Below are 13,129 nucleotides of genomic sequence, written 5' to 3'. Positions count from 1 at the left end.
CGCTCCTTGTCTTCCCTGCCCGGCACGGTGACCCGTCCCGGAACTGCGGCTGGTACGAAGTGTCTTATGCGGCGCGGAGCAGCAGGTCCTCGGGAATGCCGGCGACCGGCGGCGGTTCCCGGTCTCCCTCGTAGCCGAGGTGGACCTCTTCCCGGGCCCGGGTGAGGAGTACGTAGTACGCCATCCTCAGCGCGGCCGCTCCCGGGTCGCCGCTGTCGGTGTGGACGTCGGGCACGAAGACGCTGTCGAACTCCAGCCCTTTGGCGCTGGCTCGACTGATCAAACGGATCCCGGGCCGTCGCAGGTCGAGCGTGCGGTGGCGGCCCTCGGCCGCGGCACCGACGTACACCTGGGAGCGCAGGCGGGGTGCGGCGCGTTCCAGGTGCTCGTGCAGGGAGAGCTGCTGCCGTGTGGTGCGCACGATCACACCGATGGTGCGCTGGGGATGCCGCTCGGCGTGGGCGATGAGCTGCGCGGACAGGGCACGCTGGTCGGCGTACCGCCGCAGCCGGGGGGCGGGTCCCGTACGGGACGGCAGGAGCAGTGGCGCGTCCCCGGTGTGGAAGCGGGCGGCCAGCGCCGCGATGGGCCGGGTCGTGCGGTGCTGATGGGTGAGCTGGTGGCGTGCGCAGTCGTCCAGGGCCGCGCTGATCTCGTCGAGGGTGGACTGGGTGTCGGTGATGCGCTGGCACTCGTCGGCGAAGACGGTGACGGGGGCGCCGAGCAGGCGGCACAGCCGGTAGAAGGACCGGGGCAGGTCCTGTCCCTCGTCCACGACGAGGGCGAAGGGTTCGCCTTCTTCCTCGACTGCGGCCAGGGCGAACAGTTCGGGCCAGTCGAACCAGTCCTCGGCGGCCCGCGGTGCGGGTTCGCCGGTGCGGGCGCGGTGCCAGGCGTGGATCCATGCGTGCACGGTGGAGACCTCGACGTCGCCGTGCACGGCCAGGGTCTGACGCAGCAGGTTGGACCGGGTGAGCAGGTGCACCCGGACACCGGTGAGGGCGAGCAGGGAGGCGTGCTGGGCGGCGAGCAGGCTCTTGCCGGAACCGGGCGGACCGGTGACCAGGTGGTGTCCGTCGAACGGCAGGTCCCGCAGCAGGTCCTGCTGTTCGTCGGAGAGATCGAGGTAGGTCGGGCTCACCGGGCGTCGTCCTCGATCTCCCGTGCGGCGAGCTCCCGGGCGGTGGTGATGACGTCCTCGAAGTAGCCGGGGACGCCCGCTCCGCCGACCAGCAGGACGCGGTCGAGGAGCGCGTTGCCGGTTTCGCAGCTGGTCTCGGGCAGCAGACAGCAGGCGTGGCAGGCGGCCCGGTTGAGGTTGGCGTACCCCTGCCCGGTGTGTTCGGCGCACAGCGGGTCGGCCGAGCACCAGGCGGCGGTCTCGGTCAGGCGCAGCAGGGTCTCGGCAAGCCGGGGCGGTTCCCCCTGCCGGACGAGGCCGCCGAGGGTTCCCTCGGCGTCGCCGGCCGCGGTGTAGACGAGGACGCCGGCCTGCGCGGCGCCGCCCGACCGGGCGTACACCCGCTCGCGCAGGGACGCGGTGGAGTAGCCCGACTCGAAGGAGAGCTGCCGGACCAGCAGATGGGCGAGGGTGTGCAGCAGGACGAACCGGGGCAGCAGTTCGGGACCGGTCAGGGCTTCGAGCCGGTCCTTCTGGAAAGCCCGGTCGAGGTCGTCCCGCAGCCCGCGCACCCTTTCGCGTACCGCGCTGTCCCGCTCCCACTCGGCCAGCCGGCGCTCGTCCAGGGCCAGGAAGACGCCCTCGCCGAAGACTTCGACGGCGGGCAGCCAGCGGGCCCGCCGACCGGTGTCCACGGGGACGAACCTGGCGGTCGGGGTCACCCGGCTGAAGCCCTGGATGGCGCGGACCTCGCGCAGCCGGTCCGCCACCACCACGCGCGCGACCTTGTCCCGCAGGCCGGACCAGGGCTCCTGGAGCTGATCCTCCAGCCCGAGTCCGACCTCTCGGACGACGAAGTCCCGGGTGGGCTCGGGTGCGGAGGCGGTGAAGGCGGCCCACTCGTCGCTGCTGAGGTCCGGGTACACCACCTGGTGGGTGCGCTCGCCGGGCTCGTCGGCCGGGGTACCCGTCTCCTCTGCGAGGAGGGCGTCGAGAAGGGCGTCGTCGGCCCCGGTGTCCTCCGCGATCATCGAGCGGATGAGCGGCGCGCGTGGGCCGTCGGGTGCCTTGCACAGCGCGAGCCACATGTCGTGCAGGCGTACGCGCTCGGCGAGTTCGCCGTCGGTGACGGACCCGCCGGTCTCGGGGATGTCGAGGGCCGAGTGGACGACGGGGTAGTACAGGTTTCCGGCGGTGCGCTGGACGATCTGGACGGGCCCGGGGCAGTCCTTGACCGCTTCGCTCCGCCGCTGCCACGGATTACGCCCTGTGCAGCGCAGCCGCTTGGCGCCGAGCACGTCGAGCAGGTCCCGGGACGGCTTCGGGCAGTCTGGTGCCGTGCAGGCGACCGACAGGGCTTCCAGGCCGGTCGCCCGCTCCTCGAAACGGAACCTCAGGTGGTCACGGCTGTGGCACGACTCGCGCTGCTCGGGGGTGAGTTCGGAGTGGGCCCAGTACCACCAGTCGACGTCGCCGAGATGCCCGGACGGACAGATCTGGACGAACCGCATGGGGGTGAGCTGCCGCTGCGGCGAGCAGCTGCGGCAGCGCGGGGGCAGCCCGGGCCGCTCGTCGGCCACGCGCCAGTGGGTCATACGACGGCATGCCGGACAGAACAGCCAGGCGGGGAAGCGGATGTACGGCGGTCCGGCGGCGTCCGGGATGTCCCAGGCGTCGTGCGGGGCGGGCGGCGCGGCGCGGAAGCCGCTGACGCCGAGGCGCGCGGCCAGCCGGGGCGAGGAGACGGGCTGGTGGGCGCGGGGCCAGTCGCCGATGCCCGCGGCGACGAAGGACTCGCCCTGGATGTCGAGGACGGCACCGGTACCGAAGGGCACCACGGTCTGCGCCTGGCGCACCCGGCGGCGGCTCATGCGTCGGCTCCCTTCACCACGACCTGGCATTCCCGGTCGACGTTGCGCATGGAGTGCGGGGTCTCCCACAGGCCTCCGCCGCGGTCGAAGTCGCGCAGGAGGTTGTGCTGGCCCTTGCCCTGGGTGCGGTAATGCAGACGTTTGCCGTCGCTCCGCGCCTCACGCGCGGCCTCCAGCCACTCCTGGAACAGCTGGAAGAGGTCGTCGCGGACGCCTGGGGCGGCTTCCGGGTCACTGCGGGTGACCCATTCCACGAGCCGTTCCGCCTGCGTACTGACGTCCGCCATGCGGTCGAGGACGTCACCGGCCGCGTCCTCGGCGCTGAGGCCGAGGCCGTGCCGGACGAGCACGACCAGGGCCGCGTGCAGGGCGCGCCGGCGGGAGGGCACGGACCAGGGGGTGACGGTCGTCGGTTCCACGTGCCGGTACAGGGCCGAGTGGTAGGTGCCGAACGTCTCGTAGTGCGAACGGTCGCGCGGCTTGGTGGCGTTGAGGAAGGTCACGACGAGTCCGGGTACGCCGTGTCGTCCCACCCGGCTGGTGGCCTGGATGTACTCGGCGGTGGCCTTGGGCTGGCCGAGCATCAGCATCAGGGCGAGGCGCTTCACGTCCACGCCCACGGAGAGCATGTTGGTGCAGGGCAGCAGGGAGATGGCCGCCGGGTGGTCCCAGGGCTTCTCCAGCCGGTCGAGGACGAGCGGCTGTTCGCTGCGGTCCAGGCTGCTGGTGAGTTCCTGCACCTGCCCTTCGGTGAGCAGGCGCCGCTCGGTGACCGGGCCGACGCCCGCGAGCTGCGCGGGGATGTCGTCGGCCGCGGCGGTGACGGTACGGCCCAGCTCACGGAGGCTGTGGTGGTAGGCGACGAGAGTCCAGTAGTCGTCCCGGTGCTCCTGGGGCAGCTGCATCGGCCCCTGGAGGAGGGTCGCGGCGGTCGCCACGGTGGCACGACCGGCGGTGTGTCCCTGGGCCATGACACCGACGTACAGCCGGCCGGGACGTTCGATGTCGGGCTCGGCGAAGTAGGAGGAGCGCGCGTCGAGACCGGCGGGCGGGAAGAGCTGTACGGGCCGGCCGTAGAGTCTGCGGACCTGTTCGCCGGCGCGCCGGATCGTCGCCGTGGAGGCGACGATCTTCGGTCCTTGCCGGGCGGGCGAGCACAGCTGCAGGACGGCCGCCTCGTACAGGCCGACGGTAGTGCCGAGCGGGCCGGTGAGCAGGTGCAGCTCGTCCTGGATGACGAGGTCGGGCGGCAGGTCGCCGCCAGTGCCGAAGATCCGGCCCGCGTCCGGCTCCCAGGCGAGCCGGGCGAACTTGTCGACCGTACCGAGGACGAAGGTCGGCGGGTCGGCGTAGAGGTGCTGGTCGACGACGGCGACGGGCAGCCGGTCGTGGAAGGCGCAGTCGTCGCGGGGGCAGAAGAACCGGAAGGACGAGGCGCGCGCATCGATGCCGTAGTCGGCGTGGTCGGGTGACTTGCGTTCGGGCACGATGCGGGTGCCGCACCAGGGGCAGCGGTCGAGGATGAAGCGGTCGTCCGGGGTGGCGGCGGCGCGCAGCTCGTCGAAGGCGTCCACGGCTCCCTGGTACGAGTTGGGCGTCGTCGCCTCACCGACCCACAGCCCGATGGAGAACGGCTCGCCCCCGAGCGCCACCGGATCCGCTCGCCGCAGTTGTTCCAGGGCACACACGGAGGTCGCGGCCCGCTGGAACTGCTGGGTGGTGAGCAGCGACAGCGTGTACCGGCTCAGTACGGCGGTCCCGCCGCCGGTGGTGCCGTGCGGCGGCCTCAGACGGCGCAGGACCATGACGAACGCGGCCAGCAGCAGGTACGCCTCCGTCTTGCCGCCACCGGTCGGGAACCAGATCAGGTCGACCGTCTCCCGGTCGGGATGCGACGGGTCGGCCGCGCCCTGAAGGGTCATGAGGAAGAAGGCCAGCTGGAAGGGTCGCCAAGCGGCCGTCGGGTCGGGCTCCGGGTCCAGCTGTACGGCCGCCGAGCGGGCGTGTCGCTGCCCCGCCTGGTCGGGTTCGCTGTGCCGCATCTGGAGTGCCATCGCCGCGTTCGCCGTGCGGAAGGCCCGCCGCAGGTCCTCGTTCTCCTCGGCGCACAGCGTCCGCACGCCGGACTCCATCCGCTGTACGGCGGTCTCGATCCGTTCCATGATGCGCCGGGCTGCGGGCCGTCCCCAGGCCGGTACGTCCGTGGCCCGCTGCTCCTCGCACCAGGTGCGGTATCCCGCGACGAACTCGCCGAGTTCCTCGCGCAGTCGGCTCACCGGCAAGGACGGGTCGGAAAGGCGCTTCAGCAGCAGCACGGGCGTCCTCGGCCCCGCAGCCCGGACCGCCGGCACTTCGGTCCGCGGCATCACCTCGGCGTGGACACGGGTCACCCGGCCGTCGTCGGGGCGTTCTTCCCGGGCGGCGCAGCCGTGGCCGATGGCGTAGGTCCTGACGTGGCGGTACTGAAGGCGGAGTTCCTGCTCCTCCTCGTCGCGGCTGGCGAGCCGGACCCCCGGGTACGGCAGGACCTCCCCGTCGACCGCCTCGACACCGAGTCCGACCTGGAACAGCATGGAGTCCCAAAGCCGTTCACGCTCGGCGGCGCTGAGCGAGGAGGACCGGCGGGGCGCGCGGGCCGTGTTGACGAGCGCGACCGTGACCAGCCGGCCGTGTCCGAAGGCCCGCCACGTCACCCGGATCTCGCCGCGCCCGTCGAACACCAGGCCGCTCGTCTCGCCGGGTTTGAAGGTGGGGGACTCGGCGGCCAGTGGGATGCGCCGCCAGCGCCGTCCGTCGTCGCCCCGCTCGGTCAGATACCGGGCGCCCTCGACCGTGACGCGGAGTTCGGCGGCCGTCGTGAACAACGACAGTCCCAGGGACGAGGGGAGCCATGAGTTCGCCTCGGGAACGGGATCGTCCCGGTGGGCGGTGTCCTCCCGCTGCTCCTCCGCGCCCGCCGCGTCGATCACCTCGGCGGAGAGCGTCAACTGGCGGTGCAGGTCCGCTTCCTGGGGATAGAGGGTCCCCATCAGGTACTGCCGGTCCGGCGGGGAGGTCACCGTCTCGTGCTCGCCCCATGCGGGCCCCACGAGCTGGTCGCGGACGAACGCGACGAGTTCTTCCCTGGGTCCCATGGCCCCTGTGCCCCCCATGCCACCCCCTGGCGACCGAACGTACCGGCCCGCGAGATCGTATCCGGCATATGCCGGATGGCGCCCCCCGTACCGGGAAATCACTCACATCCAGCCACCGGAGATGAACGCAGCGTTCTCCATCCGGAGCCGATTGTCAGTACCCTGTGCGAAAGTCTCCCCATGACGGCGAACGCACCGGGCACCCGGGGGAACAGGGTGCGTGAACTGCGGGGCGCGTTGGGCGCATTGCTTGCCGAGCTGCATGGCTGCGCGCGCGGCGGCAGGGTGAGCGAGGCGGACTTCAGGGCGGCCACGGCTCCACTGGATTTGGACGCGGACGGCCTGAAACGGCTGGAACTGGCTCTGGCCCAGCAGGGTCTGGTCGTGGAGCATGCTGCCGCGCCTTCCTGGGAGGATGTGCGGATCGGCAGAGTCCTCGGGCTGGCTCGCAAATACGTCTCGGCGGGAGTCGTCCCCGTCCCCGCGTTCTCCGGCCTGGTCTCGCTGTGCGGGCTGGACGCCGCCGAGCGGGAGCTGCTGACGGCGGCGCTGCGGGGCGAGGGGGTGGTGATCGGCGCGATTCCGGCCCCCAGGCGAGCGGACGTCTCGGAGGCCGTGGAAGCCCCGGTCGAGGCACCCGAGACCACTGAGAAGGAAGGCCTCACGGACCTCGACGCGGCGATGACCGCTGCCCGGGCCCGCATGAACGAGGACCGGTTCCGGCACACCGCCTGGAAGACGCTGCTCACCGCCGAGGAGGAGGTCGGGCTGAGCGTCCTCCTCAAAGGCGGCCCCGAGCACCTCGAGCACATCCCGGAGGAGACCGAGCTGGCGGCGCTCCCCGCCGACGACATCCGCCGCCGGGCCTACGAGACGCTGGTCATGCACAACGTGCGCCTGGTGCACAAGCTGGCCCAGCGACTGCAGGGGCAGGGCCTGGACTACGAGGACCTGGTGCAGCACGGCGTGACCGGGGTGATGCACGCGGCCTGCCTGTTCGATCCGACCAAGGGCTTCAAGTTCTCGACGTACGCGACCTGGTGGGCCCGGCAGGCACTGGAGCGGGCACTCGGCAACGAGAGCCGGCTGATCCGTATCCCTGTTCACCTCCACGAGAAGGTGCGCAAGGTGGCGATGGTCGAGGCCCGGCTGGCCGCCCAGGGAGCGTCCCTGTCCGCCGGCGCGGTGGCCGCGGCGGCGGACCTCACGGTGGCCGAGGTCGACGCGGTGCGCCGGATCAGCCGGCCCACGGACTCGCTGGACCGCGAGATCGGCGACGGGACGCATCTGGGCGAGCTGGTGGCGACGCTCCACCTGGCGCCCACACCGGAGGAGGTGCTGTATCCCAAGTACTCCCGCCAGCGGGTGGAGGAGCTGCTGGCCCGCGCCGGGTTGACCGAGCGCGAGGCCGACGTGATGCGGCGGCGCAGCGGACTGGTGGGCGGGGAGCGGCAGACGCTGGAGGAGATCGGCGAGGAGTACGGCGTCTCCCGTGAACGCATCCGGCAGTTGGAGACCCGGGCCCGGGACCGGTTGAAGGTGCTCCTTGCGGGTGGGGTGCCCGAGCCCCGGGGCAGGAGGCGCCGGCGCAAGCAGCGCGAGGAGGGGAAGGAACTGGAGCCCGCGCAGGAGGTGCAGATACCGGTGCAGGAGGCTCCGCCGATTCCGATTCCAATTCCGAAGTCGGCACCGGCACCGGCACCGAGGGCCAGGATGCCGGAAGGACAGGGCACCCTGTTCTGACAGACGCCGCTAGACCTCCGGCCGGATCTTGCTGCCGATGTGGGCGAGGCGGATCGTCCGTTCCTCCGGGACCAGGCGGAAGTGGATGCGGCCGGCGCCCGGGGTGAACCGGGCGTGCAGGTCGAAGGTGCGTGTTTTCCCGTCCAGATCGGTGAAGCGGCACACGCGCTTGCGGGTCTCGCCCTCCGGGGTGACCTTGGTTGGCCACTCGGGCTCGGCCATGGTCGCCGGGTCCCAGGCTGCGACGGCGTCCTCCAGCCGTTCCAGAACCCGCCCTACGGGTACTACCCAGTGCGGGTTCAGGCCGCGGAGCTGGCCCTCGACGCGCGGCAGGAAGGTGAGGTGCGGGTAGAGGTCGGCCCGGCTGTCCCAGATCCGCGAGCCGGTGGTGACGCCCTCGCGGCGTGCCGCCCGAAGCCAGTCCCGGTGCCCCTCGAGATGTGGCTCGGCGGACAGGTGGCGGACATCGACGGTGTCGTGCCGCATCTCCAGCGTGTCGTCGTCTTCGACGAGTTCGCTTCGCTCCAGGGTGACGCGATCGGCCTGCCACTGCCGGGCCACTGGCAGGCTGACAGCGATGCCGTCCATGAAGTGCGCGGCGCCCAGGCCGAGGACGACCTCGCCGTCGTGGCGGTATTCCAGATGGTCGGCGGCATTCTCGACGGGGAAGACGCTCCGCACGGGCGACCGGCCCTGTAACGCCCGCAGGCGCTGCCAGAGGGCGCGGTTGCGCGGAGTGGCCCCGATCCACTTGTTGACGGGGTAGCCCTCGGCGATCTCCAGCGCCTTGACGTCCACCTCGCTCACCAGCGCCGTGCCCGACCCTCCCTCGGCCGCGGCGGCACGGACGACGGCCACGAAGTCGGCCATGGCCCGCTCGGCCCGCGCGGGATCGCAGGCCGTCCCCCAGGACTTCTCGTTCAGAAACAGCAGTGGCACGCCTTCTTCCCCCTGTGTCGTTCCGTGCCGTCAGTCCAGCAGCTGGTCGAGCGAGTTCTCCCACTCGTCGAAGAAGCCCTCGGGCCACTGTTCGAGCATGCCGTCCTTGTCGATGCGCGGGGTGACGACCTCGGCGCCCGCCCCGTTGCCGCTGAAGTAGTGCACGACCGTGTCCTGCGCCTGAAGGACGCCCTGTTTCACGGCGATGCGGACGCCGTTCAGCACGTGGTCGCTGTGCGTCTCGACGATCAGCTGGGCACCGGTGGCGGCGGCCGCGGACAGCAGTGCGGCCATCCTGCTCTGCCCCTTCGGATGCAGGTGGGCCTCGGGGTTCTCCAGCAGGATCAGGCTCTCGGGCGTCGCAGTGAGGCAGGCGACCACGACGGGCAGGGCGTAGGTGAGACCGAAGCCGACGTTGGTGGGGCGCCTGCGGCGGGTGGCGTTGATACCGGCGGTGCCGCCGAAGCCGTAGGAGAGGCGGACCGAGTCGGTGCCTTCGATGGGGTCGGTCTCGATGTTGACGCCCGGACACAGCTCCTGCATCCAGGCGATCGTCTGGTCCAGGAGCTGAGGGGAGGTGGCGCCGCGATGGCGGAGCGGACCGTCGGGAACCTCCGTCGGCACGTCCTGATCCGTGTGGTGGCGCAGGTAGTTGATGGTGTGCTCACCCCGCACGCCCAGGAAGCCACGCGCGATGGCGATCTGGTGGGAGCGGGGGTAGGTGACCGCCGGGGTGATGCGGTCGGCGTGCAGGTACTGAAAGGGCTGCTCGGCCAGGTGCGAGCGGACCGATCCCTCCGCCAGGGGCATGACGTCCCGGTCGGGATGACGAATGTCGTACGCGGCGGCCCACGTGCGCTGCTCGCCGTCTTCCTCGATGACGAAGCCTACGAGCGGCTCGTTGACGGCGGGGAGTTCTTCGACAGGCCCGAAGTCCTCGTGCAGGACGTCCTGTGCGGTGCCGAGGGCCACGAGATCGCCGTTGAGCAGCAACCCGCCTCCGGCACGCCTGGTACGGATGAGCATCTGCGTCTCGTACGACTGTCGCAGCAGCCCCAGTGCCTGCAGGACGCTGCTCTTACCCGAGGAGTTGAGACCGGTGAGGAGCGTCAGCGGGCCGAGAGGGAGTTCCAGACGCCGGAACGCCTTGAAGTTGATCAGCGTAATGCGGTTGATCACTGCCGGGCCCCGCTCCGTCCCTCGCTGAGCGCGTCCTCCAGCAGCTCCTTCACTGCGTCGAACCGCTTGCGCACCTTCCTGGCGTCACCGGTGCCCACGGAGATGGCGCGTTCGAACTCCACGTCCTCCATGAGCTCCGCGAAGGCGTCGAGGACATCGACCTGCCGCAGCGCCTCGCGATCGTCGTCGCCGAGGCTCGCGAGATTGACGGCGACCGCCTCGAAGAGTGCCTTGTTGATGGGTGACTTGCGCTGCTGGTTCCGGCGGTACTTCCGGAAGGCGTGGTGGCCGAAGATCTCCTCGGCCGCGAGCATCGCCGTGAGGAACTCGGTCCGCAGCCGGTTCTCTTCCGCACTGTCGAGACGGTTCACCTGGTGCATCGCCTCGGCGAGGAACGCGTCGAAGTCGCCCGGCTTGTACGCATGCGGGGAGGTCATCCGGAACGCCAGGAATCGCAGAACCATCTCCCGGTCGGCCATCCGGTCGCCGACGACGCTGTAGCCGGTGGCCCGCCGGAATTCCTCGGTCTCCGCGAGCTCCGCGAGGAGCGTGCGCGCCCGACCCGAGATGAGCGCGTGCCGGATCTCCTGCCGGGTGAGGGGCTCGCCTCCGGTGTTGATGCGTGCGAAGACGTTGAACATCACCGGCTCGGGGGTGCCGCGCCGGATGACATGGACGACGACCTCGGTCTCACGCAGCCGGATCTGGAGCTTCCCGGACAGGTTCGCGAAGCCCGCGCCCTCGAAGTTGCGCAGATACTCCAGGCCCGTCAGTTTCAGCGGGTCGGCGCCGACCGTCTCCGGCTCCACGAAGCGGGCGATGGACGTGAGGCGCTGGATGCCGTCGACGATGGCCCAACTGCCGTCCTTCTTCTCGGCGGCGTAGAAGGACGGGATGGGGATGCGCAGCAGCAGTGACTCGATGAGTCGGGACTGCTTGCCGTCAGTCCAGATGCCCGCCTTGCGCTGGAAGTCCGGGGCGAGGTCGATCATCTCGTTGCGCAGCCGGGACAGCAGCAGATCGACGGTCGTCGTCCGGGTGTCGATGTCGATGTGCTCGGGGTCGAAGGGAGAGGTGATCTGCTCGATCACCACATCCTCGGCCTCCTCGCGCTCGATGTCGGTCGGCCGGCCGTCGGCGGTGACCTCCACGGAGAACAGAGGGGAATCAAGCTCTCCGGCATCCGCCGCAGCGTCCTGATACCGCTCGAACACCGACCGTTGGTCCCGGGTACGCCCCTGGCTCTCCTCCAGCGCCGCCATGTCGTCTCGTCGCCCTCCCCCTCATGCCATGCGGGCTCATCGCGTCCGCTTCGATCGCCCCCTCACCCTACCGTCCGTGATTCCGTGGTGACGGTCGATCGGTTTGAGCAGTGGGGGCAGGGAGTGGACGGGGAGGGCGCCGGGCGACTCGGCTCTTCGGCGGTGGACTCGGGTTCCCTGGCGCTGGGTGAGGCACCGACGAGAAGCTGCCCACCCCGCTGCAGGGCCTCGCGGAGGTGCGGCCAGATCGCGGCGACGCTGGAGACACCCGCGGCCACCAGCAGCCCCGAGACCGCTTCCCCGCCCGGGACGAGGAACGCCCCGGCGACAAGCCCCGCAGCCACCGCGAGTCTGCCCACTGCTGCCAGCAGCCTGGTCCTGAGCGGCTCGGCAGCGACACCCGCCTCGTCGGACTCCGGCACATCCGCGAGGAGCCGGGGATCGACGATCAACAGGCTGTCCCGCTCGGCACGCGCAGGACAGCTCTGCCGCAGGGCTCCGGCGACAAGTCGAGCCAGGTCGCGGAGGGCGGCCTCACGGTCCGCTCCCTCGCCGAGGAGGTAGCGCTCGTCAGCGTCGTCGAGTGCCACGATCAGCCGTTCCGTGGTCGCCCGCACCCGGGCGCGGGTGGCGGGCGGCATCGCACGGGTGCCGTACCGGGCCTGGGCGCGCAGGGCGTTGCATAGACGTCGGAACTGCCTGCCGTGGGCATCGAGCGCGGAGTCCTGGGCCCGGCGCCGGGCCGGTATGAGCAGAAGCTCCAGGAAGGCGATCGCCTCCACGGTGACGACCCCGGCCGCGTCGGAGACCGCGGTGGCCCGTACGTCGGCGGCCATGAGCGTGAGGGAGACGGTGCCGAAGCCGGCGACGGCCGCGAACATCCAGAACGGCGTGACCGTGGTGCGGTGCAGCGATGTCGCCCACCAGAAGGGGAGCACGACGACCAGGAGAGGAACCGCCTGGAGCAGTACGGAGACACACCGACCGGCGACGATACGGTGCCACCGGTCGACGAGTTCACCCTTGTCCGGCCCGTCTTCCGCCGGTACGCCTCTCTGTTTCAGCTCTTGGAGCAGCGTCTCGACACGTTTCTCGCAGGCTCCGCGCCGGATGCGCTGCACACCGGGTAACTGGTACAGCCTGTCGCCCAGCACACGGGCGCGGGCCCACCACAGGAAGGCGATCCATACCGCCTCGCAGAAAGTCCACGCGGCCCAGAGGAACGCGATGTTGTCGAATTCCGTGCCTGTCATGACAGTCAGAGTCGCAGACGGCACTGACAGTCAGGTCAGGGCGACTTCGCACCAGACCGTCTTGGTGTACGGATCGCCGCAGGTCGCTCCCCAGTGTGTGGACAAAGCCTCGACGAGGAGCAGTCCACGGCCGGAGTCCCGGTCGGGGCACGGTGGTTGGAGGGTGCCGGGGGTCGGCGGACGGCGGTCGGTGCGGGGGTCCGTGACTTCGATACGGAGGGCCGGGCCCTCCGGGCAGAGGGTGAGCCGCAGGCGGAAGTCACGGCCTGGCACCCGGCCGTGCCGTACCGCGTTCGCCGCGAGTTCGGCCACGAGGAGGGTCGCCGTGCGGTTGGCCTCGGTGTCGAACGGCCAGCCCCAGCCGTGGAGTTGTTCGGCCGTGAGGCGACGGGCGAGGCGGGCGCCTCTGGGGGTGGCCGAGAGACGGATGGTGAAGTGACAGACCCTCGCGTGGGCAATATCGGCGTTCATGTCACTCAGCGTGGTCATCTGTCTCTACGCTGACCAGTAACGACGGCGGTACCCAGCGTCACTGTCCGGTCGCCGTCCGGCTGTGTCCGGGCGGCGTGGCGTTACGCGGTGCGCCGGTGAGGAGTTGGGTACGGGCGGCACGTGGAGGTGTCCGGAC

Annotated in this window: 9 protein-coding genes; 1 reads left to right on the top strand and 8 read right to left on the bottom strand. The window is 70.9% G+C overall.

From position 1 onward, the window contains the following. Positions 1-64 precede the first annotated feature (64 nt). From ACZ5DS_RS05335 to ACZ5DS_RS05325, 3 genes are read right to left on the bottom strand one after another with little or no spacing between them, the layout of a single operon-like run. Positions 65-1,141: an AAA family ATPase gene (locus tag ACZ5DS_RS05335; protein WP_468234355.1), complete on the bottom strand. Its 1,077-nt coding sequence runs from the start codon at positions 1,139-1,141 to the stop codon at positions 65-67. Further along, positions 1,138-2,991 carry a DrmB family protein gene (gene drmB, locus ACZ5DS_RS05330; RefSeq protein WP_468234353.1) on the bottom strand — a complete coding sequence of 618 codons (1,854 nt, stop codon included), beginning with the start codon at positions 2,989-2,991 and terminating at the stop codon, positions 1,138-1,140. The genes ACZ5DS_RS05335 and drmB overlap by 4 nt, the downstream gene beginning before the upstream one ends. Beyond that, complete coding sequence (locus ACZ5DS_RS05325) at positions 2,988-6,125, bottom strand: helicase-related protein (protein ID WP_468234352.1); 3,138 nt, start codon at positions 6,123-6,125, stop codon at positions 2,988-2,990. The genes drmB and ACZ5DS_RS05325 overlap by 4 nt, the downstream gene beginning before the upstream one ends. Positions 6,126-6,305: 180 nt before the next feature. Here ACZ5DS_RS05325 and ACZ5DS_RS05320 point away from each other — a divergent pair, with 180 nt between their 5' ends. Next, a complete protein-coding gene (locus ACZ5DS_RS05320) occupies positions 6,306-7,868 on the top strand; it encodes a sigma-70 family RNA polymerase sigma factor (protein WP_468234350.1) in 1,563 nt (520 codons plus the stop codon). 9 nt (positions 7,869-7,877) lie between these two features. On the opposite strand, the gene ACZ5DS_RS05315 is transcribed toward ACZ5DS_RS05320, so the two are convergent. The 5 genes from ACZ5DS_RS05315 to ACZ5DS_RS05295 form a co-directional block, all read right to left on the bottom strand. Further along, positions 7,878-8,807 (bottom strand): hypothetical protein, encoded by a 930-nt coding sequence (locus tag ACZ5DS_RS05315; RefSeq protein WP_468234348.1) that lies wholly within the window; start codon positions 8,805-8,807, stop codon positions 7,878-7,880. Between the two features lie 30 nt (positions 8,808-8,837). Then, positions 8,838-9,986, bottom strand: coding sequence for an AAA family ATPase (locus ACZ5DS_RS05310; RefSeq protein WP_468234346.1), 1,149 nt, complete (start codon positions 9,984-9,986; stop codon positions 8,838-8,840). Next, the gene (locus tag ACZ5DS_RS05305; RefSeq protein WP_468234345.1) at positions 9,983-11,248 is read right to left on the bottom strand and encodes a GmrSD restriction endonuclease domain-containing protein; all 1,266 of its coding nucleotides are present in this window, start codon (positions 11,246-11,248) and stop codon (positions 9,983-9,985) included. Before ACZ5DS_RS05305 ends, ACZ5DS_RS05310 begins: the two co-directional genes overlap by 4 nt. A 62-nt stretch (positions 11,249-11,310) precedes the next feature. Beyond that, on the bottom strand, positions 11,311-12,501 hold the full coding sequence (locus tag ACZ5DS_RS05300) for a hypothetical protein (RefSeq protein WP_468234343.1): 1,191 nt from the start codon (positions 12,499-12,501) through the stop codon (positions 11,311-11,313). 30 nt (positions 12,502-12,531) lie between these two features. Beyond that, positions 12,532-12,990 (bottom strand): ATP-binding protein, encoded by a 459-nt coding sequence (locus ACZ5DS_RS05295; protein ID WP_468234342.1) that lies wholly within the window; start codon positions 12,988-12,990, stop codon positions 12,532-12,534. Between the last annotated feature and the right edge of the window lie 139 nt (positions 12,991-13,129).

The sequence above is a fragment of the Streptomyces sp. NPDC031100 genome (genome assembly GCF_055570785.1).
Note: the sequence above shows the minus strand (reverse complement) of the source record. Positions and strands in the feature narration are given on the sequence as shown.